Annotated in this window: 23 protein-coding genes; 14 read left to right on the top strand and 9 right to left on the bottom strand. The window is 46.0% G+C overall.

Translation table 11 applies throughout. The features are described 5' to 3' along the window. Positions 1-351: 351 nt before the first annotated feature. From ndhC to H6F98_RS19245, 3 genes are read left to right on the top strand one after another with little or no spacing between them, the layout of a single operon-like run. Positions 352-714 (top strand): photosynthetic/respiratory NAD(P)H-quinone oxidoreductase subunit C, encoded by a 363-nt coding sequence (gene ndhC, locus H6F98_RS19255; RefSeq protein ID WP_192220314.1) that lies wholly within the window; start codon positions 352-354, stop codon positions 712-714. Then, positions 711-1457 carry a photosynthetic/respiratory NAD(P)H-quinone oxidoreductase subunit K gene (gene ndhK / locus H6F98_RS19250; RefSeq protein ID WP_199348691.1) on the top strand — a complete coding sequence of 249 codons (747 nt, stop codon included), beginning with the start codon at positions 711-713 and terminating at the stop codon, positions 1455-1457. Before ndhC ends, ndhK begins: the two co-directional genes overlap by 4 nt. Beyond that, the gene (locus tag H6F98_RS19245; RefSeq protein WP_192220312.1) at positions 1450-2022 is read left to right on the top strand and encodes an NAD(P)H-quinone oxidoreductase subunit J; all 573 of its coding nucleotides are present in this window, start codon (positions 1450-1452) and stop codon (positions 2020-2022) included. Before ndhK ends, H6F98_RS19245 begins: the two co-directional genes overlap by 8 nt. Before the next feature lie 97 nt (positions 2023-2119). On the opposite strand, the gene H6F98_RS19240 is transcribed toward H6F98_RS19245, so the two are convergent. Continuing rightward, complete coding sequence (locus H6F98_RS19240; protein WP_192220311.1) at positions 2120-4354, bottom strand: esterase-like activity of phytase family protein; 2235 nt, start codon at positions 4352-4354, stop codon at positions 2120-2122. A gap of 418 nt (positions 4355-4772) precedes the next feature. Between H6F98_RS19240 and H6F98_RS19235 the strand changes: the two genes are divergently transcribed. Both H6F98_RS19235 and H6F98_RS19230 read left to right on the top strand, forming a co-directional pair. Continuing rightward, the gene (locus tag H6F98_RS19235; protein ID WP_192220690.1) at positions 4773-6050 is read left to right on the top strand and encodes an MFS transporter; all 1278 of its coding nucleotides are present in this window, start codon (positions 4773-4775) and stop codon (positions 6048-6050) included. An 89-nt stretch (positions 6051-6139) separates the two neighbouring features. After that, entirely contained in the window at positions 6140-6607 is a 468-nt protein-coding gene (locus tag H6F98_RS19230; protein ID WP_192220310.1) for a MarR family winged helix-turn-helix transcriptional regulator, read from the top strand. A gap of 94 nt (positions 6608-6701) precedes the next feature. On the opposite strand, the gene H6F98_RS19225 is transcribed toward H6F98_RS19230, so the two are convergent. Beyond that, complete coding sequence (locus H6F98_RS19225; RefSeq protein WP_192220309.1) at positions 6702-6956, bottom strand: hypothetical protein; 255 nt, start codon at positions 6954-6956, stop codon at positions 6702-6704. 242 nt (positions 6957-7198) lie between these two features. On the opposite strand from H6F98_RS19225, the gene H6F98_RS33630 reads away from it, so the two are divergent. The 3 genes from H6F98_RS33630 (at position 7199) to H6F98_RS19210 (ending at position 8964) form a co-directional block, all read left to right on the top strand. Next, a complete protein-coding gene (locus H6F98_RS33630; protein WP_242058608.1) occupies positions 7199-7579 on the top strand; it encodes a type II toxin-antitoxin system Phd/YefM family antitoxin in 381 nt (126 codons plus the stop codon). Next, on the top strand, positions 7576-7839 hold the full coding sequence (locus H6F98_RS19215; RefSeq protein ID WP_192220308.1) for a Txe/YoeB family addiction module toxin: 264 nt from the start codon (positions 7576-7578) through the stop codon (positions 7837-7839). Before H6F98_RS33630 ends, H6F98_RS19215 begins: the two co-directional genes overlap by 4 nt. A gap of 252 nt (positions 7840-8091) precedes the next feature. After that, positions 8092-8964, top strand: a complete 873-nt coding sequence (locus H6F98_RS19210) for a DUF2806 domain-containing protein (protein ID WP_192220307.1) — start codon at positions 8092-8094, stop codon at positions 8962-8964. 153 nt (positions 8965-9117) lie between these two features. Here the strand turns inward: H6F98_RS19210 and H6F98_RS19205 are convergent, their stop codons facing one another. Next, positions 9118-9351, bottom strand: coding sequence for a helix-turn-helix transcriptional regulator (locus H6F98_RS19205; protein WP_192220306.1), 234 nt, complete (start codon positions 9349-9351; stop codon positions 9118-9120). A gap of 205 nt (positions 9352-9556) precedes the next feature. Between H6F98_RS19205 and H6F98_RS19200 the strand changes: the two genes are divergently transcribed. Together H6F98_RS19200 and H6F98_RS19195 are read left to right on the top strand one after the other, a co-directional pair. Beyond that, on the top strand, positions 9557-10048 hold the full coding sequence (locus H6F98_RS19200; RefSeq protein ID WP_192220305.1) for a hypothetical protein: 492 nt from the start codon (positions 9557-9559) through the stop codon (positions 10046-10048). 216 nt (positions 10049-10264) lie between these two features. Further along, positions 10265-10618, top strand: a complete 354-nt coding sequence (locus H6F98_RS19195; RefSeq protein ID WP_192220304.1) for a hypothetical protein — start codon at positions 10265-10267, stop codon at positions 10616-10618. A gap of 43 nt (positions 10619-10661) precedes the next feature. On the opposite strand, the gene H6F98_RS19190 is transcribed toward H6F98_RS19195, so the two are convergent. Continuing rightward, complete coding sequence (locus H6F98_RS19190; RefSeq protein WP_192220303.1) at positions 10662-11396, bottom strand: LuxR C-terminal-related transcriptional regulator; 735 nt, start codon at positions 11394-11396, stop codon at positions 10662-10664. Between the two features lie 231 nt (positions 11397-11627). Here H6F98_RS19190 and ilvC point away from each other — a divergent pair, with 231 nt between their 5' ends. Next, positions 11628-12674 carry a ketol-acid reductoisomerase gene (ilvC, locus tag H6F98_RS19185; protein WP_313929910.1) on the top strand — a complete coding sequence of 349 codons (1047 nt, stop codon included), beginning with the start codon at positions 11628-11630 and terminating at the stop codon, positions 12672-12674. Positions 12675-12729: 55 nt separating this feature from the next. Here ilvC and H6F98_RS19180 read toward each other — a convergent pair whose 3' ends face one another. Continuing rightward, entirely contained in the window at positions 12730-14586 is a 1857-nt protein-coding gene (locus H6F98_RS19180; protein WP_192220301.1) for an ABC transporter permease, read from the bottom strand. Between the two features lie 408 nt (positions 14587-14994). On the opposite strand from H6F98_RS19180, the gene H6F98_RS19175 reads away from it, so the two are divergent. Then, positions 14995-15789, top strand: coding sequence for a serine/threonine protein kinase (locus tag H6F98_RS19175; protein WP_199348685.1), 795 nt, complete (start codon positions 14995-14997; stop codon positions 15787-15789). Between the two features lie 137 nt (positions 15790-15926). Here the strand turns inward: H6F98_RS19175 and ndk are convergent, their stop codons facing one another. Continuing rightward, on the bottom strand, positions 15927-16376 hold the full coding sequence (ndk, locus tag H6F98_RS19170; protein ID WP_192220300.1) for a nucleoside-diphosphate kinase: 450 nt from the start codon (positions 16374-16376) through the stop codon (positions 15927-15929). Between the two features lie 229 nt (positions 16377-16605). After that, complete coding sequence (locus tag H6F98_RS19165; protein WP_192220299.1) at positions 16606-17748, bottom strand: D-alanine--D-alanine ligase family protein; 1143 nt, start codon at positions 17746-17748, stop codon at positions 16606-16608. 293 nt (positions 17749-18041) lie between these two features. Here H6F98_RS19165 and H6F98_RS19160 point away from each other — a divergent pair, with 293 nt between their 5' ends. After that, positions 18042-18647 carry a YdcF family protein gene (locus H6F98_RS19160; RefSeq protein WP_313929899.1) on the top strand — a complete coding sequence of 202 codons (606 nt, stop codon included), beginning with the start codon at positions 18042-18044 and terminating at the stop codon, positions 18645-18647. A gap of 53 nt (positions 18648-18700) precedes the next feature. Here the strand turns inward: H6F98_RS19160 and H6F98_RS19155 are convergent, their stop codons facing one another. Together H6F98_RS19155 and H6F98_RS19150 are read right to left on the bottom strand one after the other, a co-directional pair. Further along, the gene (locus H6F98_RS19155) at positions 18701-18949 is read right to left on the bottom strand and encodes a hypothetical protein (protein WP_192220298.1); all 249 of its coding nucleotides are present in this window, start codon (positions 18947-18949) and stop codon (positions 18701-18703) included. A 229-nt stretch (positions 18950-19178) separates the two neighbouring features. Then, positions 19179-21590, bottom strand: a complete 2412-nt coding sequence (locus H6F98_RS19150) for a GAF domain-containing hybrid sensor histidine kinase/response regulator (RefSeq protein ID WP_192220297.1) — start codon at positions 21588-21590, stop codon at positions 19179-19181. A gap of 235 nt (positions 21591-21825) precedes the next feature. Here H6F98_RS19150 and cobN point away from each other — a divergent pair, with 235 nt between their 5' ends. Beyond that, on the top strand, positions 21826-25821 hold the full coding sequence (gene cobN / locus H6F98_RS19145; RefSeq protein WP_192220296.1) for a cobaltochelatase subunit CobN: 3996 nt from the start codon (positions 21826-21828) through the stop codon (positions 25819-25821). Positions 25822-25824 lie beyond the last annotated feature (3 nt).

The raw sequence follows: 25824 nt of genomic DNA, 5'->3' as shown, positions 1-25824 counted from the left end.
GTGTAAGATTAATCACCCTCTAGGAACAGGTATAGCAAAAGGCTCTTATGCAGAGGGCTTGTATGTTTATTACTAGTAATTGCGATCGCTTTAGCGTACACTGTCTGCCGATTCCTCCCAATACCATAGTGGGGGCAGCAGGAGATTGCTCACAGGAATCAGTCAACAATAAAGGAGTAATTTGCTCTTTTGGGAGAATTCAGGCAAACTACCCTAAAATCTGACCAATTAGTACGATTACTTTTCACAATGCTCCCGCTCAGATTCTCTAATTCGGATAAAACAGCCAACCCCTTATAATTAAGAATGTTGAAGAAGTAATAACGCAAATTTCTAGGGCAGTTACCTATTGTGTTTGTTCTTAGCGGCTACGAGTATCTCTTAGGCTTCTTTCTGGCTTGCAGTTCAGTCCCTTTCTTGGCATTGTCTGCGTCTAAGCTTCTGCGACCTAGCACACGCTCTCCAGAGCGACGCACTACATACGAATCTGGTATGGAACCTATAGGGGGAGCCTGGATTCAGTTCAACATCCGCTACTACATGTTTGCGCTTGTGTTTGTCATTTTTGATGTTGAAACTGTATTCCTGTATCCCTGGGCAGTCGCCTTCAATCGCCTTGGACTACTGGCTTTTGTTGAAGCCCTTATTTTTATAGCAATTCTAGTTGTTGCTCTTGTTTACGCATGGCGCAAAGGAGCCCTTGAATGGTCATGAACCAAAACATTACAACTGATAGTAAAGCCTTGGCTGAGCAGCACAAAGAGCGAATTCTCAACCCCATCGAGCGTCCATCAATCACGCAAGACCTCTCAGAGAACGTGATTCTCACGACAGTCGATGACCTTTACAACTGGGCGCGGCTTTCCAGCCTGTGGCCAATGCTGTACGGTACAGCCTGCTGCTTCATTGAATTTGCAGCATTAATTGGTTCCCGATTTGACTTCGACCGTTTTGGTTTGGTTCCTCGTTCCAGCCCTCGGCAAGCCGACTTAATCATCACGGCCGGCACAATCACAATGAAAATGGCACCCGCACTAGTGCGTCTCTACGAACAGATGCCAGAGCCAAAATACGTGATTGCAATGGGTGCCTGTACAATCACAGGTGGGATGTTCAGCGTTGACTCTCCAACATCGGTGCGCGGTGTGGATAAATTGATTCCTGTCGATGTTTATATCCCTGGCTGTCCTCCTCGTCCAGAAGCGATTATTGATGCGATCATCAAGCTGCGAAAGAAAGTCGCGGATGAGTCCATGCAGGAACGAGCAAAGCTCAATCAAACCCATCGGTACTACAGCACGACCCACAAGATGGAGCTTGCACCGGAAATATTGACTGGGAAATATCTACGATCTGAGACTCGCTATACTCCTCCCAAGGAACTCAGTGAAGCGATGGGTATGCCAGTTCCACCAGCGCTCAAGTCTACAGTCAAAGAGGAGGTTGATCGTGGCTGAAGAAGATTCTAAACAAGAAGCTACGAAAGGAAAAGATCAAGGGGCAGGTGAGTTATCACCGACTACTAGTGGCGAATCTGAGATTGTAGAAGTTGGTCAGGTTTCCCAGTGGTTGACGGAGAACGACTTTGAGCATACAGCTCTAGAGCGTGACCATTTGGGTGTAGAGATTATTAAGGTAGAACCTGAATTTCTCATCCCGATCGCAACAGCGTTATACGCTTATGGTTTCAATTACCTCCAGTGCCAAGGCGGTTACGATGTGGGGGCAGGAGACAATTTAGTTAGCTTCTACCACTTAATTAAATTAAGTGACAATGCTGACAAGCCTGAGGAAGTGCGCGTCAAAGTTTTCCTACCGAGAGAAAATCCGAAAGTACCCTCAGTGTACTGGATTTGGAAATCCGCCGACTGGCAAGAGCGGGAGTCCTACGATATGTTCGGGATTATCTATGAAGGACACCCGAACCTGAAGCGGATTTTGATGCCAGAAGATTGGGTAGGTTGGCCGTTGCGGAAGGATTACATCTCGCCTGACTTCTATGAGTTGCAAGATGCTTATTAGTTGAGGCAGTTTGCCTTAATTACAATTTTTTGGGTGAAAGCACTCACTTCAGTTTTAGAAGTGGGTGCTTATTTTTTGAGGTTGCACTTATTGAGACTCAACGCGGCACAAACAAGAGTCGAGTGTACATCTGGCCGCCATCATTATCACTGACAATCCAATAACCCGCTTCAGTCGCTGCCATGCCTTCGACTTTCTCTTCTAGCCAATTGTGGTCAGCAAATAAATCAATGACGCGAGTTTTTTGCAACGTCCCTCCAGGTTGAACTCCATTTAAGGAAAAGCGATAGACTCGCTTGACTCGTGCATTCGCTGCCCCATTTGCTCCTCCTTGATTATCCCGTTCGACAACCAAAAAGCTGCCATCCGTATCGCGGACTATTTCACTCAAACCTACCCAGCCATCGACGTTATCGGTATCTAGAGGATAGAAGTAAAAATTCCAGATTTTACTGGCGATATCATATTCCCCAATGCGAACTTGATTTTTCGGAGCATCTTTCATTTCTCGCTGCACAGCTACATAAACTTTGCTGCCATCAGCATTCGTAGTTACACCTTCAAAGCCAAAGCGAGTGACAATTGCTGCTGCCTCTTGGGGTAAGGGAATTTCCTCTTCAACTGTGCCTCGATCGCTAATTTTGAGCAATAGGTTAGGTTTTTGTTGTCCTTCCCTGTCGTCGCCTTCACTTACCAGCCAAAAGCCACCAGCAGGATTTAAAGTAATGCCTTCTAAGTCATAGGACATTGGTTTACCATCCTTGGTAATTATCATGGTGCGGCTGACTAATGCCTTACTACCATCAAGATTAAAGGTGAAAATTCGAGATGGAGCGATCGCACTATCCGGTACAGCATAAAGCTGGCGGGAACCTGGGACTGGCTGCAAACCACTGAGGGCACTAAAAGGTGTCTCTTGGCTTTCGCTCATTACTAGAGGCTGTTGCTCAGTATAGGGGTTAGCAACAGTGGTTTCTGCTTGAAAAATATCAATCGTGCCATCACCTTCATTGGCTGTTAGCAGCAAGTTCCGCTTCGGAATTGCCAGTACACCTTCTGGCGACATACCTGTAGGCATGAAACCCACAAATTTGGGATTTTTGACATCGCTGATGTCGTAGGCAACTACAAAACTACCCCGTTCCGAAGCAACAAAGGCAAATTCTTGCTCACCGAATTTGGCAAGAGTTGCACCTTCGACTTCAATACCACGTTTATCGGAACGGTTGTCAGGATATTGTCCCATCCTGACGGCGAGTTCTTCGATGCTGCTGCCACTGTCGTAGATAACGTTTCCTTCTAAGTCCAAGATTGACCAACCACGTCCTCCGGAATAAATACCATCTCCAAAGCTTTCTTGGTCTGTATCGCCTTCATTAGCAATGACTAAATAATTACCATCGGCTGTAAAGGCAATTGAGTCAGGTTCTCGTCGTCCTTCAAATGCTTGATTTAAGCGGATATCACCATTAGCTTCCAGGTCAGCTTTTTCATGCTTTGAGGTACCTGCTGAGAAAATGCGTGTGACTTTTTCTGAGGGGATATCTAAAATTGCGATCGCATTATTCTCCTGCAAGGTGACAGCAGCCGTTTTGCCATCCCGACTAATCGCCACATACTCTGGCTGGACATCCTCAACATAATTTACCCCAGCTACACCGTTGAGATTTAAAGGTACATTAGTAACTTTTGATTGGCTGGGATTGCTGTAGTTGATAGTAACAACATTAATCGCACCTGGACGCTGGCCGGGTAAATTTTCAACATCTTCCTCATCTTCAATTGCTACAATTACTTTCTTCCCATCCGGTGTAATTGCCACACTATCAGGCCCAATTCCTGGCAGCAGCAGTTGACCTGCAACGGTTCGCGTTTTTAGATCAATAAATACTAATGTTCCCGGCTTCTGGTCAGTAATGCTTTGTGTCTTTTCATCAATCAGATTCAGTACTGCCGCCACAGCATAGCGTCCATCCGGCGTAATCGCCACAGATGTGGGTTCTCCCAGTTCGGCAACATCCACTGTTCCTAGTGGCTGAGGATTCTTTAGATCTGTGATGTCCACAAAGCCAATTTTTTGATCGCCTGCATTGGTAAAGGCAAGGGTGTTGCCGTCTGGACTTGCTGAGATAATTTCCGCAACTGCACCACCAACAACATAACGATTCACTGGGGCAAAACTGCGGATGGGGGCGCTATTGGCTGTTGGATTACCCAATAAGCAGGTAGCAAAAAATATAGAAGAGGAAATCAGGAAGCGGAGGGAAAAACGCGCCATAAACCGATATTTACGCCTAAAGTAGCTTGCTAGATTCATCAATTGCGATCGCATTGGAGTATAAAACGCTAGGCTTCCTACTTGGTTTATGAACAGGTTAATGGCACATTAATAAGCGGTAAATCTGATTTATTACTATAAGAAACTATGCTATCTTAATAGTACGCACGCTAAGTAATCAGAATCCGGCTTACTAAAACGGCTAAAACCCACCTCACCCAAATGGATGATGCTAGCCGTGTTTAAGTTTTGTTACATGTATAGTACGCACTCTAAACAACCCTCAGCAGACTACTTTGGCAAGGCAATCTTCTAACTAAATATTACGCATACGAAATGAATGACTGCTAATTAAATGCTTAGCCTTGCAAAAACTAACTCAAAGAGACAATAACTTGGACTATGGAACGCTTGAACCATGGAAGGATGTCAGCGGTTGTGAGTGTCGAACACAAGTAAGGCACTGAACGCAATGGATTTTGGGGTATCAAAGTTGAAGCCTATCCTGCGGGCTTTGGAGTCAAGAAATTATCGTCTCTTTTTCGCCGGACAAGCCATCTCCTTAGTTGGCACCTGGATGACACAAATCGCTACGGTTTGGTTGGTTTATGATCTGACGAATTCAGCTTTGTGGCTGGGAACTGTGGGATTTTCCAGTCAAATTCCTAGCTTTTTAATTTCTCCCTTTGGCGGGATTATAGTTGACCGTTGGAATCGTCATCGTATTTTAATTACCACCCAAATCCTGGCAATGATTCAGTCTTTGGCGTTAGCGGCTTTAGCGCTGAGTGGTGTCATTCAGATTTGGCACATTATCTTGCTGAGCCTCTTTCAAGGTCTTATCACTGCCGTTGATTCACCTGCTCGTCAGGCTTTTGTACCGGAGATTATTGAAAGAAAAGAAAATTTAGGAAATGCGATCGCGCTTAATTCTTCTGTCTTCAACGGTGCGCGTTTAGTGGGGCCTGCGATTGCCGGGTTGCTGATTGCCAGCGTTGGCACAGGTGTTTGTTTTCTCATGGATGGACTTAGCTATATTGCTGTGGTTGCAGGCTTGTTAGCCATGAAGCTTAAGCCGAGAAAGATAGTTACACAAACAACTAATGTCTGGCAACGGTTAATAGAAGGATTCAGCTATGCCTTTGGCTTCCCACCGATTCGGGCAATCTTACTACTGCTTGCCTTATTCAGCTTTATGGGAATGCCCTATACAATTTTAATTCCAATTTTTGCCAAAAATATCCTTCAAGGTAGTGCGGAAACTCTCGGTTTCTTAATGGCTGCTGTGGGAGTGGGAGCGTTAGTAGGTGGTGTTTATCTAAGTTCTCGCTCTACTGTAATTGGTTTAGGCAAAATCATTGCCATTGCTCCTGCTATTTTTGGCACAGGGCTAGTAATTTTTTCTCAATCCCGTATTCTCTGGTTGTCTCTATTCATGATGTTCCTGGTTGGCTTTGGTGGGATTTTACAAATTGCCTCTAGTAATACAATTTTACAAACCATTGTGGAGGACGATAAACGTGGACGATTGATGAGCTTGTACACGATGTCGTTCTTAGGTATCTTACCTTTTGGCAATTTGGCTTCTGGAGCATTAGCTGATAAAATTGGCGCTCCAGATACCTTAATGATTGGTGGTTTCTGCTGTATTTTAGGTTCTTTAGCTTTTACCAAACAGTTGCCTAAATTAAGGCGTTTGATTCGCCCCATCTACGTTGAGATTGGTCTGCTTGATAAAGCTTCTTCCTAGTTCTAGCTGATAGCTGACCGCTATCAGCTTTTTGGTTTTCCTCGCTAAATGTTAAGCTGATGTTACGCACACTAAATAATTGTTGCTCCATGCCTTCTACTTCTGTAAATCGCAGACATTTGGCACAGTGGGATGAAGTTTTAGCTCCCCATAGCCTTGGCTATCGGATTAAACTACTCTCTCAAATACTTGGTCGCACGTTTCAGGAGCGATTAGAACCATTTGGACTAACTACCTTTCACTGGGTTGTCCTGTGCTGTTTGTGGGAAGAAGATGGCTTGGCAACTTCTACTATTGGGGAGAGATTGCAACAAGTAGGCGGTACTCTAACCGGGGTGCTAGATCGAATGGAGGAACGCGGACTCGTGCGTCGGGAACGTGATACTCGCGACAGACGGATTTGGCGGATTTGGTTGACAGAAGCAGGTAAGCAGCTAGAAACAGTACTACCACCCATTGCCGCAGAAATTCGGGAACAGGCGATGGCAGGGTTTTCAGTAGCTGAGCGAGAACTGCTTTCTCAGTTAATTGATCAGGCGATCGCTAATCTTTCATAAGCTAATGGCATTGACCTAAACTATAAGCAATTTATTCTTGCTTATCTGGTTCAAATATTCAGGAGATGGGACTTGCCATGCGTTGTCTCCTGACTTATTCACTTTGGTTTTCAATCCGTGACGGCTTTAAAAACAGCCAACTTACAAAGAAAAAGGAGGCTGTGGACAGTTGAATAATATCTGAAGCAGAAAGATATCCATCAGAAAAAGACGCAATACTTCTATCTGTAATTCCAAATAACCAGGATGATACACCTAGAAGCCAAATGGCGTTTCTGAGCTTACCCAAGAATATAGACTGTTCCAATACCTGTTGCTTATCCGGGATTTGAGTCGTCTTTCTTAACATATCTCGTCTTTACTACCAATCTCAAAGGATTACGTGTTGCCTCATTAACTTTTTTGCGCCCCTTTCCTTATCAAGTTAAGAAATATTTAATTTACTTGCCATGTGTCTGAAGATATACATTAAGTAAGACCTTAGACCCACCTACGCCAAAATCGCCTCAACCAACTTCAGGATAGGAAGGGTGGAGCTTCAACACAGAGTTAGGAGCAAGTCAGTTTACCTATTGACTCCTGTATGTGGCGTTGCTGTGTTCCCTCATCTTTCCTGATGGGGTTGTAGCTATCCGGGAACTTGAAAAAGCGATCGCTATCCTCATCAACGCTGAAGTGCGATCGCTCATAATAGATGAAAGTTTAATGAGTTTAAACGTTACTAAGTTGATGGCTATGATTCCTATTAATGAAGCCAAACAGCGATTGCAAGATTTGATCGATGCCGTGAGTCAATCCCATCAGCCGATCGTAATTACTTCCCAAAACAGCAATGCGATTTTACTATCTGAAGCAGATTGGTTGGCGATTCAGGAGACGCTATATCTACTTTCGATACCAGGAATGCGGGAATCAATTCGTGCTGGTTTGGCGACTCCGATTGAAGAATGCGATCGGGAGTTGGAGTGGTGACTTGGCAGCTTGTCTACACAAAACAGGCTCAGAAAGATGCAAAGAAGCTGACTCAAAGTAATTTACGAGACAAGGCGCAAGGACTGCTCGATATCATTGAAATCGATCCATTTCAGAATCCGCCACCCTATGAAAAGCTGGTAGGTGATTTATCTGGTGCTTACTCGCGACGCATCAATATCCAGCATCGTCTTGTGTATGAAGTGATTGAGTCAGAAAATACGGTGAAGATTCTGCGGATGTGGACTCATTACGAGTAGTTTTTTTACGATATGACTAAAGGTGCGATCAGCTTCACTGGTGCAAGACAATCGCTATTCTCGTCAACGCTGATGTATGGATGTTGCATTTGACGTTGATGTTTGACAGGAGTTGATGTTGGATTTTCTGGCACCAACCTACGGTGATGAGCGCTCGTACTGCTTATCTAGCTAAGGGAGGAACTAAAAGATAGCTCAGCTTATAGATCATTAGTACTATGAAGCTATGAGTGGTTTAATCAAAAGTTAGGCATGAGCAACGGAAACTCCATCATAAATATCGGGGACATCTCCAAGCCCGCAGTTGTTTTAATTGAGAAGATATCGGATGCAATTGGAGTCTACTTCGAGCCTCATCGCATAACACGGATGGCGCGTGCTGAAGCCGAAGCTCAGAAGATTAAAGCTACTGCTCAAATTGAAACTACCGAGTTACAGCAACGTGCCTTGTGTCGATTCCTTGCGGAAGAAGCGCAGAAACAGATCAATATTGAGTCAATTACGGCGAAGGCTTTACCTTACATCCAAGAAGAGTCGAAGCCTCAAAATATGGAGAACGATTGGATCGCAAACTTTTTTGATAAATGCCGTCTTATATCAGACGAGCAGATGCAGACACTATGGGCAAAAGTTTTAGCTGGTGAAGCGAATTCTTCTGGAAGCTATTCAAAGCGCACAGTTAACTTTCTTAGCTCCCTTGACAAGCAAGATGCGATACATTTTGCCACCTTATGCAGCCTTGGCTGGTTCTTTGGCGACAGATACATGGTGCCATTGATTTACAATGAGCAAGAATCGATCTACAAAGAGCAGGGCATTACCTTCGAGCTTCTAGAACATTTGGACGATATTGGTTTAGTCAGTTTTACTGCTATTAGTAGATACAGCCAAATAGAACTTCCAAAACATAGCTGTTTCTCTTACTACGAAATACCAATAAATATTGAATTCCCGATGGAGAAAGGAAATCAATTAGAGATTGGAAAAGTCATACTCACGCAGATTGGGCAGCAGCTTGCTCCAATTTGCGGATCTAAGCCTATTCCAGGTTTTCTTAATTATGTTTTGGACAGATGGTCAGGAACAGGACTTATCTTGTCATGTGCCTATCCTCGCAACTATTGAGTGGGATTGCCAATACATGACCCTCTAGCGTGATCGCTTGTTAAAATCAAACCCTTCTAGACCCACCCAACCCACCAGATCTATCCTTCCTCATGGCTGGTGTCATCAGTGCGATCGCTAACTTTATTAGCTTTCATGAGCTACAGCACCTCTTTACCCATTTCGACTGTCTGGAAAGCCAAACTGATCTGGCAACTCATCAGACGTAATTTTTAGAATCTCCAGTAAAGTCTTGTACTGAACAGGGGTCAGTTTTGGCACCGATCGCCCTGCTTCCCAATTCCTTACGGTTGTCTCGGTCACGCCCAGTGCCTCCGCCAACTCCTTTTGGGTGAGAAATTGCTGCACTCTTAGTCTCATTAGCGGCGATCGATCAGACTTTTTCATCTTTTCCGTAAAACAATTGACTGTTAGCGCAAATAGATTTACACTAAGCATGGATATTCAAAGAAGGGCAGCGCTCCTTGAACTGATCAGAGCACTCTAAAGTATCGCTGCCTTTTCTTAACCAGTTTGTCATTTTACGCAGTCCTGCGACACTGCGCTCACTTTAGCGATCGCCTTTCCTGAAGACATTACCCAGATTTTGACAATGAAACACTCCGACTGGCTGCGCCTTCAATCCGAAGGCGAAAGCATCTGTGCAACTATGCGTCAACAGGGTTATTTATGCCGTAAACAAACTCGACACCTATCTTGGAAGCTTTGCAAAGAGGGTCAGGAAGATTACGTTCTCACCTGGCTACCAACACCCATCAGCAATTGGACATTGATGCCCAACGATACCAGCCCCCAACGGGAACAACTTTGGCAACTCATTGAACGCACCTTAACCAGCATTCGGGAGGAAGTCATGAAAATGCCAAAACGCACTTCACAAGCTGAAGACTACTCCCGTCCTTGGGCGATTATCCGACTCCTACCTGAGGCAAGACGGTATACAGTCGCAAGATTCTTTCACCGCCAAGACGCAGAAGACCACCGACGCTTTCTCAACCGCTTCATGCCTGCTGCTGAATTTGAAGTCCTCTTTGATGTTCCCAACGAACAACTTCAACCCACAACTAACCAAAAAGACGATTAAATTCATATCTTGCACCTAGCGACTGGAAAGACGTTGTTGTTGGTCAATTAGCTCTCGTGTGTGACCCCTCCCCAAACCCCTCCCCTAAGAGGAGAGGGGCTTTCGGACTCCCCCTTCCCTTGCAGGGAAGGGGGCTGGGGGGTTAGGTTTTCCGAATTCGCCAACAGTATCTTTCTAATCGCCAAGGCTTGGTACAAAACACAGAATCAAGCAACCATGACAACCTTATTCCGCCGCATCAAGCCTGCACAAAACTTCCGCATCACCAAGCATCAAATTGCCAAAATCTTGAGAATTCCCGAATCACTAATTGTAAAAATCGAATCCTGGCTCTACGTTATCTTCGTCCATCGCCTCGACAAAGGAGGACAATTCATCAGCTACCGCCAGATGGAACAATGGAAAAACGCCATTGCTTGTCAACTGCAAAAATGCTCCACCCAGCAACAGTTACAATACTTGTGGAATGCAATTGAACGCGATCGCACAAAACACAACTCTCAATACGCCGATTCCGTTCTACCCTTCCTGAAAAAAATCTGGGCAAAATGCCTCCCTACAGCCGCTTAGAAGCTGAAGCGTCGCAGGATTCTTATTAAAACTTGTGCAAACTTTATCGGAATAGTCCCACTCTCTGGGAGATTGAAACCCATTGCAGTTGAGCCACCATCTCCGCTCGTGTTGAAACGTCGAGCTTGAGAAACATCCGTTTTAGCGCTTGCTTGACAGAATTCTGAGTAATCCCCAAAGTTGTACTGATTTCAGCGGTTCTCTTCCCTTGAGCGACCAAACCAGCAATCTGTAGCTCACGCTGAGTCAGACATTTTACCACCCCAGAATCAGGGGCAGTTGCGCTTGCACGTAGAGTGGCTAAACAAACCGATAGATGAGTACATAAGGCACTCAGCCGACTGAGGTCTTCTGTACTAAACGGCATCGTCTGGCTATTACGCATCAAATAGACCTTTCCAACAAGATGACCGCCACCAACAAGCGGCCCCATCATGATGTGTTCGATGCCGTAGCGCAAGGCAACGTGCTGATAAATTGCACTACGCTTCCAGTTCTCCGGGGATAGAACTAAATGATTGTGTACTGGGGCGTGTCGCTCAATCACTGAAGACATCACCGGGTCTTTTGGAATGCCAACTTCGTTGTAGCAATCCACAAATGAATCCGGTAATCCCCGTTTATCGGTTTCTACAATCTGAAAGTCCTGATCTAAAAGAGTAAAACCCCAAGCCTGTGATTGAAAGAGTTCACCTGCGGTATCGAGGAACACTGACCGCAGTTCGTACTCAGTAGAAGCGATCGCAAGGTGATGAAACAGAGATTGCAGAGTAGTCATTGAGCCTCTTGAGTACCCGTTTGGGGTCTAGGCACGGTTTAGACTCAACCCTACGATAAATAAACCACTACTGGCAACGAAGGATTTTTATAGCTGTCGCCAATGAAGTCCAATTAGGTTAAGACATTGACTCTATGAGCGAGTCTTCGCTCCCTTCGCCCATTTGGCTGAAAGCTGATTGCTGAAAGCTGACTGCTATAACCAAAGGCTTGCCACAAATTTTGGGGTAAAATCAAGAGTTCGCAATTACTCACAACACTCGCTCAAGGAGATGCTTCTATGGCCCGGATGTACTACGACACTGATGCCAACTTAGACCTACTCGCCGATAAAACAGTTGCAATCATCGGCTACGGTTCTCAAGGTCACGCTCACGCCCTCAATCTCAAAGATAGCGGCATGAACGTCATTGTTGGGCTGTATCCGGGCAGTAAGTCTGCAACAAAAGCCGAGCAAGCAGGTTTAAAAGTCCACTCGGTTGCTGATGCGGCTGCCGCCGCTGACTTCATCATGATTCTCTTGCCCGATGAAGTTCAAAAAACGGTTTACAAAGAGGAAATCGAGCCAAATCTCAAGGAAGGAAAGGTACTCGCCTTCGCCCACGGCTTTAATATTCACTTTGGTCAAGTTGTCCCGCCCCCCGAAGTCGATGTCGTGATGATTGCACCCAAAGGGCCAGGGCATTTGGTACGCCGGACTTATGAACAGGGAGAAGGAGTCCCTTGTTTGTTTGCCGTATATCAGGATGCAACAGGTCAAGCACGCGATCGCGCAATGGCATACGCTAAAGGAATCGGTGGAACCCGTGCAGGTATCCTAGAAACCAGCTTCCGCGAAGAAACCGAAACCGATTTATTTGGAGAGCAAGTTGTACTCTGTGGCGGTTTGAGTGCATTAATCAAATCTGGCTTTGAAACGCTCGTCAATGCTGGCTACCAACCAGAGTTAGCGTATTTTGAATGTCTCCACGAGGTCAAATTGATTGTTGACTTGGTTGTGGAAGGCGGACTTGCCCAGATGCGCGACAGCATCTCCAACACCGCTGAGTATGGCGACTATACCCGTGGGCCTCGCATCGTTACCGACCAAACCCGTGCCGAGATGCGGAAAATTCTGCAAGAAATTCAATCTGGGCAATTCGCCCGTGAATTCGTGTTGGAAAACCAAGCAGGCAAACCTGGCTTTACCTCGATGCGTCGTCAGGAAGCCGAACATCCAATCGAGGAAGTTGGCAAAGATTTACGAGCAATGTTTAGCTGGTTAAAGAAAAAATCGTAGGGATTTATAGGGGCGCACAACCGTGCGCCCGTTCCGTGAAGTGTTATTGATTCACTTAAACCGAAGGACGAGCTGCAAACAGCGCTTTAGTAGACGACTCTCCAGCTTGTTGCAGTTGCCGTGTCAATCGCCAACTCAATAGGCTCAGGATACACCACTGAACAACAAGCACTTGAGCAATTAGTGTTGTCGATGCGTGTCTGAGAGCATCCCAAGGAGCGCTTGTAAACAACCACAATCCTCCACCGTTCTCGCCGGGATGAATTGACAGTAAACCTAAAAGCGCTGGGAGTACAAGCGTCATCCCGACTACGGTTCCAGATGCCCAAATTGCCCGCTTATCCGTTTTCAGCAACAGCATCAACTGAGTGAGGGCAGCGCAGATCAAAATAAATGTCAGGTTCAAAACTAAACCCGAAAGGAGTTGTAGTTTGCTAGAACGGTCAGAACCTATAAATAAAATCAAACTACAAAGTGCAACAGGAGCAGCGATGATTGCAAGATTAATTGCGATCGCAACTACAGCAGGACTCTTTTCACCAACAATTAAATCCTGCACCAACGAAGACTTCCAGAAGCCTTTACGACCAGAAGTTTGTTCGCGTCGATAACGTGCCCAATCCTGCAAAGCTTGGCGGTGCGGTGACAATGCCGCAATCAAACCAACCAGTAGCAGCCAGTTCATCGAGAGCAAGGTAATAAAGTTATCGAACAACGATGGTGTGTGCTGTTTTCCAGTAGATTGAACAGCAAAGCCTAGAGTAACCACAGCAAATGAAGCTGAGAGGAAATAACTCTGTCGCTTACTCAGCATTGTGGTACTGGGATTGCGAAAACGCCGATTGAGGGCTTGCCAAATCCAGTACGTCCCAACCCCATAATTAAGCAGCGCGAAGATGATAACGCTGATGCCAGATGCACCTAAGGGGAAGTAGAACCATTGCCAGTCTTGGATAACACCTTGAGAGAAAGGAAGCTGTGTATATGGGGAACCCGTTCGATCAACCAAATAGGGCAGCAGAACGACGGGGCTAAATAGATTAAGCCAATCGTTGGGACTATAGGCGATCGATTTATAGTTGGTAAAACTCAAGAAAGCTAAAACAGCACCAGCGCCGAACCAAGACTGAAACCCACTAAACCAATAGCTAACTAAGCCCAACAACACGGCTGCACTGTAGAAGAATGCACAGCTACCAATCAGAACTACCCAAAAGCTGATAACTTCACCCAAGGGAATTTCAGCCAAGAACCCTAACCATAGCTGAAACGGTATCGTTAGTGCGGCGGCTAAATAAAGCAAAGCTGGGACTCCCAGGATTTTGCCGCTCAAAATACTCTGGCTAGACTGAGGGCTGAGTCGGATAAAGTTCAGGGTGCCACGCCGTTCCTCTCCTGCCAAGTCGCTGATGAGCATATAGCAACCCACCACCAACAGAGCAAACGTCAGCATCACACATAGCCCTGTAAACATCTGGGCATAGTGGTCTTTCCACCACTTTTCGACGTTAATCTCGTCTTTAGGGCAGTTGCCATTGTATTTAAGTTGTATGTCTTTGACTTTCCCCTTATGTACTTCTATCTCTTGTTTAAGTTGTTGGATTTTTTCGGGGTTGTAGTGTTGCGGCGTAGTGTAGTGGTTGAATTGGTTTTGTAGCTGTCTGTATTGAGCTTGCAGTTTCTGATCTTGCTGTTGATAAGAGAAATAAGTGGCTTGTACCTTGCAGTAAGGGTCAGATATGTGTATGTTTTCACTGGGAACCCGCCCTGACCAAGATAGGAAAAAGAGCATCTGGCAAACCAGTGACATCACCAGTGCGATCGCTACGTTTCGCAGATTTAGGCGACCTTTTAATTCCCGAAACAGTTGTGGGTTCCAGTCACCGATACGGTCTAGCCAATTGAGTTGCATGGGAAATATCTCCAGATTACCCACTGTTGACAAAAAGATTGAAGAGCAGCTAAGGCAACGGTAACCTTCCTGTAAGGGGAGTACTGTCCACCAGATAGCCTTGTTCCATCATTCCTACTGAAATCCAAAATTCAGTAAATCTCTGAAGGTATGTGACGCTATCAGAATCGTCATTCCAATTTCTCACAGAGCCTTTTATGATATTTGGGGCTTTCAGGTATCTCTCCCACCTAGTCTAGTTTGCGTTTGCCGTCTCTACATAGCTTATAGATTCAATAACTTCACTTAAGATTTCGCAAGTGTGCGCTTTCCGAAATCGTAAACATGTAACTTGAAGAAAAATGCAGTGCCTGTGACGCACCGACTGGAGTGGTGCAGAGGCATTCTGCTTCCCTCTGAGAACATAATATGGATAGCTCACCCATGAATCGGCTGATCGAGAGTGTCCATCAAGACCTACTTCCCGGTCTGCGGATCGAGAGCATCACTGCTCACAATCCAGTGAAAGTCCACCAGATCCCCTCTCCTTGGCAGCTACTCGGAACCGGGAACTATGCCGCAGTAGTCTATCATCCTGACCACCCTCTCCAGGTGGTGAAGATCTACGCGCCTGGTCGTTCAGGCTTCGAGGAGGAGTTGGAAGTTTACCGTCGCTTGGGTTCTCACCCGGCATTCTCTGAGTGCCTGTATGCTGGAGAGAGCTTTCTAGTCCTAAAACGGCTGGAGGGAGTAACCCTCTACGACTGCCTACATCTTGGACTACGAATCCCAGAGCGGGTCATACAGGATATCGATCAGGCTTTAGACTATGCGCGTGGGCGTGGTCTCCACCCCCATGATGTCCACGGTCGCAATGTAATGATGCTGGAAGGTAAGGGATTGGTTGTGGATGTCTCAGACTTCCTCCATGAAGAGACCTGCTCAAAGTGGAATAACCTGAAGAGAGCCTACTACTGGCTATACCGTCCCCTGTTCTCACCACTTCGGCTACGGGTGCCCTACTTTGGTCTTGATATTGTCCGCACGAGTTACCGCCTTTTGTTCAAAGGGAAGCGAATGGCGAACACTGTCGGAGTTACCATGCTGCTCGTACTGGCAGCTACGATAGCAATTACCCAGTGGCAAGCACAAAGCGGTCGGTGCGTGCGCTATGTCCTAGATGGCTCTCAAAAGACTTTGTACGGTGAGGACTGTAAATACTAGTAAGAGCCTTCCTCATTGATTGAACCTCATCACTGCAATCAGCGTAGTGTTTAGAAATATAGGAGGCATCGAGCCTCCCATATTTTCCGCCATTCCTCTCGTCTACTAAAACGACAACAGCTTAGTGTTTTTGCTTTCTACTCGTACAACCAGGGTGTTAAAGTAGGTTGCCAGCTCACGAGTTCCTCTTGTGTAAACCAGAGGTTAATCTCGTACTGCGCTGTCTCTGGAGCATCTGAACCGTGGATCAGATTGCGACCAATGCTTACACCATAATCACCGCGAATGGTTCCTGGTTCAGCGGTGAGAGGATTGGTTGCTCCAATAATCTTTCTTGCTGAGGCGATAACACCGTCTCCTTCCCAGACAGTTGCCACCACGGGACCAGAGGTAATGAAATCGACAAGTCCAGAAAAAAATGGTCTTTCTTTATGAACGTCGTAGTGCTTTTCGGCAAGTTCACGGCTGACATTCATCAGCTTTAACCCAACCAGCGTAAAGCCTTTTGACTCAAGACGGCGAATAACTTCACCCACCAGGTTGCGCTGTACACCATCTGGCTTGACCATGAGAAATGTCCGTTCCAAGTTTCCCTCCTAAAGGTTGTTTAACGGATTACCAAACCCAGATTAGACTACAACGCTGCCAACAGCCCAACACTTATAGCTGTAGCCATAAAGGTTAGGACAGATTGAACGACCCAAAGGCGAAGGGTGAAAGGGAAAAGCAAAAGGGAAAAACCTTTTCCTCTTTCCCTTTTACCTTTTTCCCATGAGCACCTATCACAAATTAAATGCGTGACAGCTTACTTCACACTCAACCGTTGTGCCGTTCCACTGCTAGCTTAACCAATTGGTCAACCAGTTCTGGGAAGGGAACACCCGTTGCTGCCCACAATTGCGGATACATGCTTGTTGCTGTAAAGCCAGGTAGTGTGTTGATTTCATTGATGAAGACTTCTCCTGTGGCTTCAACATAGAAAAAGTCCACTCGCGCCAATCCAGCCGCATCAACAGCCGCAAATGCCTGAAGTGACATTTCCTGTATTTGGGTCGTCACAGCATCTGGCAGTGGGGCTGGAATTAATAAACCCGCTTGACCCTCTGTATATTTGGTTTCATAGTCATAAAAATCACTTTCATAGGTAATCTCCCCAACAGCTGAGGCTTTCGGTTGGTCATTACCTAAGACAGCACACTCAACTTCCCGTGCGACAACGCCTGCTTCTACAATCAATCGTCGGTCGTAGCTTGCAGCATTATCCAAAGCGGCTTCTAATTCCGATCGTGATCGCACTTTCGCAATCCCTACAGAAGAACCCAAATTCGCGGGTTTGACAAAACAGGGATACCCTAATGTTTGCTCAATCTGGTCACAAAGCTTGGGGAACACACAAGGACTCGACCAGATTTGGGAACGGTTAACTGCCATGTAGTTCACCTGAGGTAACCCAGCATGAGCAAACGCCATTTTCATGGCAATTTTATCCATACCCATAGCTGAGCCTAAGACTCCAGAACCCACGAAGGGAACTTGCATTAATTTCAGCAAGCCTTGAACTGTACCATCTTCACCATTAGGCCCGTGGAGGATGGGAAACCAAACATCTACCTCTGACCAGCTTGCATTCTGACTCGCTTGCTTTAATTTAGAAAAACCTGTGGTTGATGGTAAGGTTTCAGTCTGCTTGGCTAGCGCCTGAGTATCAGTTGTTGAAGAAGGAAGATAAACCTCGTTTTCGCCGTCTAACTGTAGAGCCTTGCCAGATTCCAGGACTTGTTGTGCCACCTCTCCTGATTGCCAGAAGCCATCTTTTTGGATATAAACGGGCAACAGTTCGTAGTTGTCAAGATTTTGGTCTGCACTTAGGGCTTTTGCGATCGCCCTTGCTGAACTAATCGATACTTCGTGTTCCCCTGAACAACCACCAAACAACAGCCCAACACGCATTTTTGTCATTACTCACTTCTCCCAGCACTCCTCATCGCAGATAGCCTACCATAGCTGGCAGATTTCAACGACACTCAACTCAAGAGGTTGTTAGTTATTTGTTGTTGGTTGTTTGTAAAAGATACGCACTTGCTCCCCAAATCCCGCAATTGGAGGTAGACGTGAGAAGTTCCGGTTCCCCCCAATTTTGGGCAGGGGGCAAGATTTATTCAACTGCGTAAGTCCTGACAAACAACAAAGAACAAAGAACAAAGAACTAACAACCAACAACACTTTTAGTCTAGGAGTGAAAATCTGTTTAAGTGCTACGTTATCCTCCTAAAAAACGGTGGCTTGCTCTCACATTGCTTGGCTTGATATCCATGTTCTTCATCGTGATTGGATATTCAGCACTAAGCATTTACCTCTATGGCAGCAATACCTCGAAAGTTCCGGCTGATGCTGCAATTGTACTAGGAGCGGCGGCTTGGGGAGATAAGCCTTCCCCTGTCTTCCGAGAACGAATTAATCATGGGATTAATCTCTATAAACGCAATGATATCCAACGGCTCATTTTCACAGGTGGACAAGGGGAGAGTAGTGAGCCATCTGAAGCAATTGTCGCTAAACGTTATGCGATCGCGCAAGGTGTTGATGCAGAGGATATTTTGACCGAAACAAAATCAAGAACAACTCGGCAGAATCTCTACTACGCTAGTCAAGTCGCTGCCACACATCAATTGAGGCGAATTCTCATTGTCAGCGACCCCTTGCACATGAAGCGAGCAGTATTAATGGCACGAGATTTAGATATAGATGCTTACCCTTCTCCCACACCAACTACTCGATATCGCAGCTTCAAGAGCCAAATGTCGTTTCTGGCGAGAGAAACGTATTTTTACTTTGTCTATCAACTCTTCAGAATTTAGATCCAGTTTTTGGTTGAGATAAGCTGATGAAAGGACGCTTCAAAGCATTCAGCTCAATAAACTGATTTGCTGTTTAGCCCGATCTCATTGTTCCCTTGAGTGTTAATCGTGGGTTTGCCACTGAGAAGGAGTGCAACGACAATCAGGAATTTGATGAGTGTTGGAGCAAAGATAAGGCTTAAGAACAGACAGAGTATAGCAACGATTGCTGCTCCTATCTGCACAATTTCATCCCTAGCATTGAAACTAACGCAAATCGCAAGTGTTGCGATCGCCAAACTGATCAATAATGACACCAGCATTCTAACTACCTCGTGTCTGTCAGAATCTTTACATATCTTTATAAGATACACAAAAATTCAAGGCTTTAACTTCCACTGATTGGCTCACCTGTTCAGGTGAAAGCTTGAGATAGACAGGACTTACGCAGAACCTCTAAGAAGTAGGGTGAGCACTGCCCCCCGTATTACTACGAATAGCGTTTGTGTTTAAACGAGCAATTTGCATAAATCTTAAAAAAATAGAGTGTCGTTAATTTTCCATCAACGCTGTAATTTTGTCCAATAACTGTACGGTTTCTATGGGCTTGGGCAAATAATCATCCACTTCAGATCTCAGTTCGTATTCCTGATCTGTCGGTATAGGAGTCGTTAGAGCAAGAATTTTGATTTGTTGGGTTGTGGGTGAGTTACGGAGGGAGTAGACCATCTCATAACCATCGACTCCTGGCAACTGCCAATCAACAATCACAGCTCTCGGCTGGAGCAGTTTAATTTGATCAATAGCTGTGGAACCATCAATAAGCCAAACAACTTGATATCCTGCGGTTGTCAGGGCTTCGCAAATTGGTGTGGCAGTCTCCTCATGGTTTTCGACCAAAACAATACTTCCTTGGGGCTTGGAGTTGTTCTTGAGTGTTGCTTTGGCAGAAGTGGTGGAGGAAATAGGTTGTGTCGGTAACCAGACGGTAAATACGGAACCCTCATTGACAACCGATTCAACTTCAATTCGACCTCCGTGTAGTTCGACTAGCTGTTTCGTCAACGCTAAGCCTAAACCCGTCCCTTCGTAACTGCGGTGATATACAGACTCTAGCTGCTGAAACTTTTGGAATAAAAGTGGTAACTGATCATCGGCAATCCCAATACCCGTGTCTTCAACTTGAAAAACGGCTAAGTTGTTTTCTCGCCAGACTCGTAGTGTGACTTGTCCACCTTCCGGGGTAAATTTGACGGCATTACCCAAGAGATTAAAGAGGATTTGTCTAACCCGACGTTGGTCAGCACAAAAGCGATCGCTTTCTAGTTTTACCCGAAAATCCATCTCCAAGTTCAAGTCCCGAAGCAGTGCTTTTTCCTGTAAGGCTCCTAACGTTTGGTGTGTCAGCTTACTTAGAGAGAATTCACTAATATTTAAAACTGCCTTTCCTGCCTCAACTTGAGACAAATCTAGAATATCGTTGATGAGTTCCAAGAGGTGTTCTCCACTCTCTTGGATGGTTTGTAAATAACGCCGTTGCTTAACCACTGGTACAGTTCTTTCTCCTTCTTGTCCAAAAGACCAGCGCAACAAGGTGGCAGACATTCCAATCACACAAGTAAGAGGTGTCCGTAACTCATGACTCATCGCCGCTAAGAATTCACTTTTGGCACGGCTTGCTGCTTGTGCCGCTTGCAGGGTATCCCGAAGTTCTTGTGTGCGCTCAATTACTCGTTGTTCGAGAGTCGTTTTTTGTTGTTGCAACTGAGCATATAACTGAGCTTGGTAGATGGCGACAGTCAGATGTTCCGCAATCTGCTTCAAAAACATTCGTTCACTGTCTTGCCAATGGCGTGGCTCAAAACACTGATGAGCAATCAGTAACCCCCACAGGTTGTTTTGAACAACAATTGGGGCAATTAATTTGGCTCGTACTTGCATCTGTTGCAGCATGTTCAGTAAGCAAGGAGATGCAGCATAGGCACTTTCAACATCATCAATGGCAACAGTTAGCCCTTGACGATATCGCTCTCGACAGTTGGGTACATGAATTGAGCAGTCTTGCTCTTCAACCAAATTCAGCACAGAGAGGATACTGTCGGAAGCTCTTGCTTCATAAGTAACGCAACCCCAGTTCGGTTTAGAGGCGAGGGGTAAGGGTGATGACTCAGTTGTGATAGCCGAGGGAGCAATTTCTTTACCGATGCTATCTGTCGGCAATATCTTTTCTTCCACATCAAGGTCAATACTAAACCCCTTAGAGTCAGATTTCTCTTCAGGAGGTGGGAAGTCAAATTGGTAAATTACTAATCGGTCTACTTGTAGGAAATGCCGTACTTGCTCAACGGCTGTTTTGAGGATGACGGGTAACTCTAAACTCTGACGGATTTGAGTCGTGACTTGATGGAGTAGTCGTTCTTGTTCAACCTGATGACGCAACGCCTCTTCTACTAGAGGTTGACAGGCATAAACTGTCGAGTCAGTTGAGTTTTGTGCTAGTGGAGGGTTGCTTTCTTCTGAGGAGAGTAGTTCTAGTAGTGCGAGTGTAAATTCACCCTGAGTTGCGGCATCATTGGGTTGAATGGAGGCTTGGGTAATGCTAATTAATTTGAGGGTATCCGAAGCGTTTTCTAGCTGATGAGCCAACTGAGTCAGGAAAGAAGCGATCGCATCTGGCTCGAATGTTAACCCGACCTGATACAGTGTTGGTGTTGCTCCATTCCCATTCAACAGCTTTGATTGTGGCGTTCCCAACAATAGGACACTAAATTTTTTAGAGACTACAACAGTAAATCGTTGTGCCTGATTCTCTGGAGCAACTACTGTACTAGAGAGTTCTTTGTGTGTTAAAAGGACAACCCCTTCCCCTAGTGTTGAACTCCACAACTGTAATAGTTCTTGCAGCCGCTCAAACATAGTTAGGCGTAGATTTCGGCTGAATCTAGGATTACCTGATATAGGCATTATTTTGATCTACATCTCAAATTGCAACAGCGATTCACCCATAACAGGCTACTCAATCAATCAGCCTGACAGAAATCCATCGGATGATGGATGTTAATAAGGTTTCTTCGTTGATGCTATCCAAGACGTAGCAACTCAGTCATGATATATTCTTCAATCTTCATCTCTAACATCTCGCCGTAACCAGGATGAGTTAAAAGTTGGGTTGCCATCAGGAAAACTAGAGGACAAAGCCATGCATCGTATTGCCGCAACGCCAGGAGGGTGGAACCCTCAAGTTGAAGGCGTTGTTTTTATTGAACAAACACCAGCACCTATTGTTTTTCTGACGGCTGCTGATACAGATATTCAGACTCTGGCAGCATCAATCGCTCAACTGCCAACCGAGTTCCCAGCAGTACGGGTAGTTAACCTCTTGCAATTGCAGCAGCAACTGACTATTGATACCTATGCCGAAACTGTCTTGGCTTCTGCCCAGATTATTATTCTACGGCTCTTAGGAGGACGTTCCTATTGGTCTTATGGATTAGAAGTTGTACAGGAGACAGTACAACAAACGGGGGCGGCTTTGGTAGTTTTGCCTGGAGATGAACGTCCTGATCCTGATTTAATCAGTCACTCAACTCTCTCACTGACAGCAGTTAACCAACTCTGGCGCTACTTTACAGAAGGTGGCATCAAGAATTTTGTGAATGCCCTCAAATTTGTTGCTGATGTCTGCTTGGGGGAAACATATCATCCAGAATTGCCAGAAGTTGTTGCTCGTGTTGGAGTTTATTCGTGGCGCTTCGATCCCCCCCAACCCCCCTTAAAAAGGGGGGAGAGTAAAGGACAAACAACAAACAACAAAGTTGGATTGCTGTTCTACCGCGCTCATTACTTAGCGGGGAATACTGCGCCGATTGATGCTTTGTGTCAAGCGTTAGCCCAACGACAGTTGGAACCTGTTCCGGTGTTTGTCTCCTCTTTGCGCGACGCTGAGGTGCAGGCAGAGTTGTTGCCGTATTTCCAGCCTAAAGATGGTTTGGGGATTGGGCTGTTGCTCAATACAACGAGTTTCTCGGTTGCCAAGTTGGAGGCGGAGACTCCGCAGTTGGAGTTGTGGACTCGTCTGGATGTGCCTGTGTTGCAGGTTATTCTGAGTGGCGGCACGGTGGAACAATGGTCTGAGCAGTTTCAGGGGTTGACACCACGCGATACGGCGATGAATGTGGCACTGCCAGAAGTGGATGGGAGAATTATCAGTCGCGCGGTTTCGTTTAAGTCTGTTCAAACGTGGAATCCGTTTCTGGAAACGGATGTTGTGGTTTATGAGCCTGTGCGCGATCGCATTAATTTTGTTGCGGATTTAGCTGCGAACTGGATAAAACTGCGCCAAACTCCTGTATCTGAACGTCGAGTTGCCCTGATTTTGGCAAACTACCCGAATCGTGATGGACGCCTTGCTAATGGTGTTGGATTAGATACGCCTGCTAGTTGTATCGAGATTCTAAAAGCGTTGCAGGAAGCGGGTTATCAGGTTGAAAATATACCGGAAACTGGAGACGAACTGATTAAGCGGCTAACGGCTGGGGTGACGAATGACCTGGAAGGGCGGGAGTTGCGAGTAGTACAGCAGCAGTTGTCTTGGGACGAGTATCAGGAGTATTTTGAAACGTTGCCGCCGGAGGTTCAGCAGGGAATATGCGATCGCTGGGGAGGTTTTGAGCAGGGGACTGAAAATCTCCGTGTTGCCTTCCCGATTGCTGGAATTCAACTGGGGAATGTATTCGTGGGGATTCAGCCATCGCGAGGGTATGATGCTGACCCTAGTTTGAATTATCACGCACCGGATTTAGAGCCAACTCATGCTTATCTGGCGTTCTATTACTGGTTGCGGCAATATTTTGGCGCTCAGGCTGTGGTGCATGTGGGGAAACATGGGAATCTGGAGTGGTTACCGGGTAAGAGTGTGGCGTTATCGGGTAGCTGCTATCCAGAAGTGGCTTTGGGTGCGATCCCGCATCTGTATCCTTTTATTGTTAATGACCCTGGTGAGGGTTCTCAAGCTAAGCGTCGATCGCAAGCGGTGATTATTGACCACTTGACACCGCCAATGACTCGTGCTGAGTTGTATGGTTCGTTGCAAAAACTGGAGGGGTTAATTGATGAGTATTATGAGGCTCAGAGTTTAGATCCTTCTCGGTTGTCTTTGATTGGCGATCGCATTACTCAGCTAATTTTCCAAGAAAATCTCTATCGTGATTTGGGATTAGAAATTTCTCAAGCTTCAATTCAGAATTTATCTGGAGAAAACCCGGATTGGGGGGAGGTTCCCCCCCCAACCCCCCCCACTGGGGGACAAGTGTCTCCCCCAGACCCCCCGCACAAGGTAGGTTTGTCTGTAAGTCACCTAGATCTGGGGCTGAAAAGTAAAGGGGTTATGGGTGAGGCTAAGGCTCAGGGTTACAAAGGAGGGGAGAATGTTTTAACTTTCCTTACCCGTGCTGAGGGCTATCTTTGTGAGTTGAAGGAGGCTCAGATTCGAGATGGTCTGCACGTTTTTGGGCAGTGTCCGCAGGGGCGGCAATTACGAGATTTGATTGTTGCGATCGCACGTCATCCTGGTAAGGGTCGTCTTGGTCTAACTCGTGCCCTTGCTAAGGATTGGGGATTGGATATCGATCCGCTTACGGCTGATTTGTCAATGGTAAATGGTCTGTCGTCAGTGGTTAATGGCAAAGATTGTCGCACTCTTGGTGATGTTGTTGAGGTACTCGAACAGCAAGCCGCGACCCTCGTTGAACAACTGCTTACAAATAACGAACAAAGAATAACAGACAACGAACAACACACAAAACAAGAACTAGATTGGATACGCGATCGCCTTTTTCCTGCACTTCAACAAACTAATCAAGAACTCACTCAACTCTTGCGAGGGCTGGATGGGTGCTATGTCCCCAGTGGTCCCTCTGGCGCACCGACGCGAGGACGTCCGGAAGTTTTACCAACAGGTCGCAACTTCTATTCTGTTGATATTCGTGCTATTCCCACTGAAACGGCATGGGATGTGGGACGTAAGGCGGCATCCGTTTTAATTGAGCGTTATACGCAGGAAAATGGTGAGTATCCGAAAACGCTGGGGCTTTCAGTCTGGGGAACCTCTACGATGCGTACTGGTGGGGATGATTTGGCTCAAGCGCTTGCTTTGTTGGGTGTTCAGCCAGTGTGGGATTATCCATCGCGTCGGGTGGTGGATTTTGAGATTTTGCCTGTGTCGGTGTTAGGCCGTCCTCGTGTAGATGTGACGCTGCGGATTTCTGGGTTTTTCCGTGATGCTTTTCCGAATTTGATTGATTTATTTGACCAAGCTGTGGAGGCAGTTGCAGCGCTGGATGAAGCACCAGAGCAAAATCCCTTAGCGTCGCAAGTTCAACAGGAACAACAGCAGTGGGAAGCAGCAGGGTTGAGTAAAGAGGAGGCTCAAATGCGATCGCGTTATCGTATCTTTGGCTCTAAGCCTGGTGCTTATGGTGCAGGATTACAAGGTTTGATTGAAGCCCAAAATTGGAATGATGAGCAAGACCTTGCTCGTGCTTATATCAATTGGAGTAGCTATGCCTACACTAGTACCCCTCATGTTCCTTACCAAGGGAGGGGTGAAGGAGTTGCTGCACCCGAAGCTTTTGAGCAACGCCTCCAGCAGATGCAAGTTGTCCTGCACAATCAAGATAACCGCGAACATGACTTGCTAGATTCTGATGATTATTACCAGTTTCAGGGTGGTTTAACCGTAGCGATACGGGCTTTGACGGGTAAGAATCCTCAAACCTATTTTGGTGATAACTCGATTCCTGAAAACCCGAAAGTTCGGCAGTTAAGAGAGGAAATTGCACGAGTGTACCGTTCTCGTGTTGTCAATCCGAAGTGGATTGAGGGAGTGATGCGGCACGGTTACAAAGGTGCTTTTGAAATGGCAGCAACAGTTGATTATTTATTCGCCTATGATGCTACAGCTAATTGTGTGGAAGACCATATGTATCAAGGTGTAGCAGAGGCGTATTTATTCAAACCAGTGGTGCAAGACTTTATTCAACAGAAGAATCCTTGGGCATTACGAGATATGGCAGAACGGTTACTAGAAGCGAATCAGCGAGGGTTGTGGAAGGAGGTGAAGAACGAGACAGTGGAAGAGTTGCGATCGCTTATTCATCAAGCCGAAGCAATTATAGAAGGTGGGCTTGGCAACTAGAAT

This window comes from Microcoleus sp. FACHB-SPT15, assembly GCF_014849525.1.
Classification (GTDB): Bacteria; Cyanobacteriota; Cyanobacteriia; order Cyanobacteriales; family Coleofasciculaceae; genus Symplocastrum; species Symplocastrum torsivum.
This window is presented reverse-complemented; position numbering and strand designations above follow the sequence as displayed.

Coding starts and splice junctions, on each gene's coding strand:
- H6F98_RS19225 (WP_192220309.1), bottom strand. CDS start 6,956: ATGTTAAGAAAGACGACTCAAATCCCGGATAAGCAACAGGTATTGGAA.
- H6F98_RS19200 (WP_192220305.1), top strand. CDS start 9,557: ATGAAACACTCCGACTGGCTGCGCCTTCAATCCGAAGGCGAAAGCATC.
- H6F98_RS19155 (WP_192220298.1), bottom strand. CDS start 18,949: ATGCTGGTGTCATTATTGATCAGTTTGGCGATCGCAACACTTGCGATT.
- H6F98_RS19150 (WP_192220297.1), bottom strand. CDS start 21,590: ATGCCTATATCAGGTAATCCTAGATTCAGCCGAAATCTACGCCTAACT.
- cobN (WP_192220296.1), top strand. CDS start 21,826: ATGCATCGTATTGCCGCAACGCCAGGAGGGTGGAACCCTCAAGTTGAA.
- H6F98_RS19235 (WP_192220690.1), top strand. CDS start 4,773: ATGGATTTTGGGGTATCAAAGTTGAAGCCTATCCTGCGGGCTTTGGAG.
- H6F98_RS19195 (WP_192220304.1), top strand. CDS start 10,265: ATGACAACCTTATTCCGCCGCATCAAGCCTGCACAAAACTTCCGCATC.
- ndhK (WP_199348691.1), top strand. CDS start 711: ATGAACCAAAACATTACAACTGATAGTAAAGCCTTGGCTGAGCAGCAC.
- H6F98_RS19230 (WP_192220310.1), top strand. CDS start 6,140: ATGCCTTCTACTTCTGTAAATCGCAGACATTTGGCACAGTGGGATGAA.
- H6F98_RS19210 (WP_192220307.1), top strand. CDS start 8,092: ATGAGCAACGGAAACTCCATCATAAATATCGGGGACATCTCCAAGCCC.
- H6F98_RS19180 (WP_192220301.1), bottom strand. CDS start 14,586: ATGCAACTCAATTGGCTAGACCGTATCGGTGACTGGAACCCACAACTG.
- H6F98_RS19240 (WP_192220311.1), bottom strand. CDS start 4,354: ATGCGATCGCAATTGATGAATCTAGCAAGCTACTTTAGGCGTAAATAT.
- H6F98_RS19175 (WP_199348685.1), top strand. CDS start 14,995: ATGGATAGCTCACCCATGAATCGGCTGATCGAGAGTGTCCATCAAGAC.
- H6F98_RS19205 (WP_192220306.1), bottom strand. CDS start 9,351: ATGAAAAAGTCTGATCGATCGCCGCTAATGAGACTAAGAGTGCAGCAA.
- H6F98_RS19190 (WP_192220303.1), bottom strand. CDS start 11,396: ATGACTACTCTGCAATCTCTGTTTCATCACCTTGCGATCGCTTCTACT.
- H6F98_RS19165 (WP_192220299.1), bottom strand. CDS start 17,748: ATGACAAAAATGCGTGTTGGGCTGTTGTTTGGTGGTTGTTCAGGGGAA.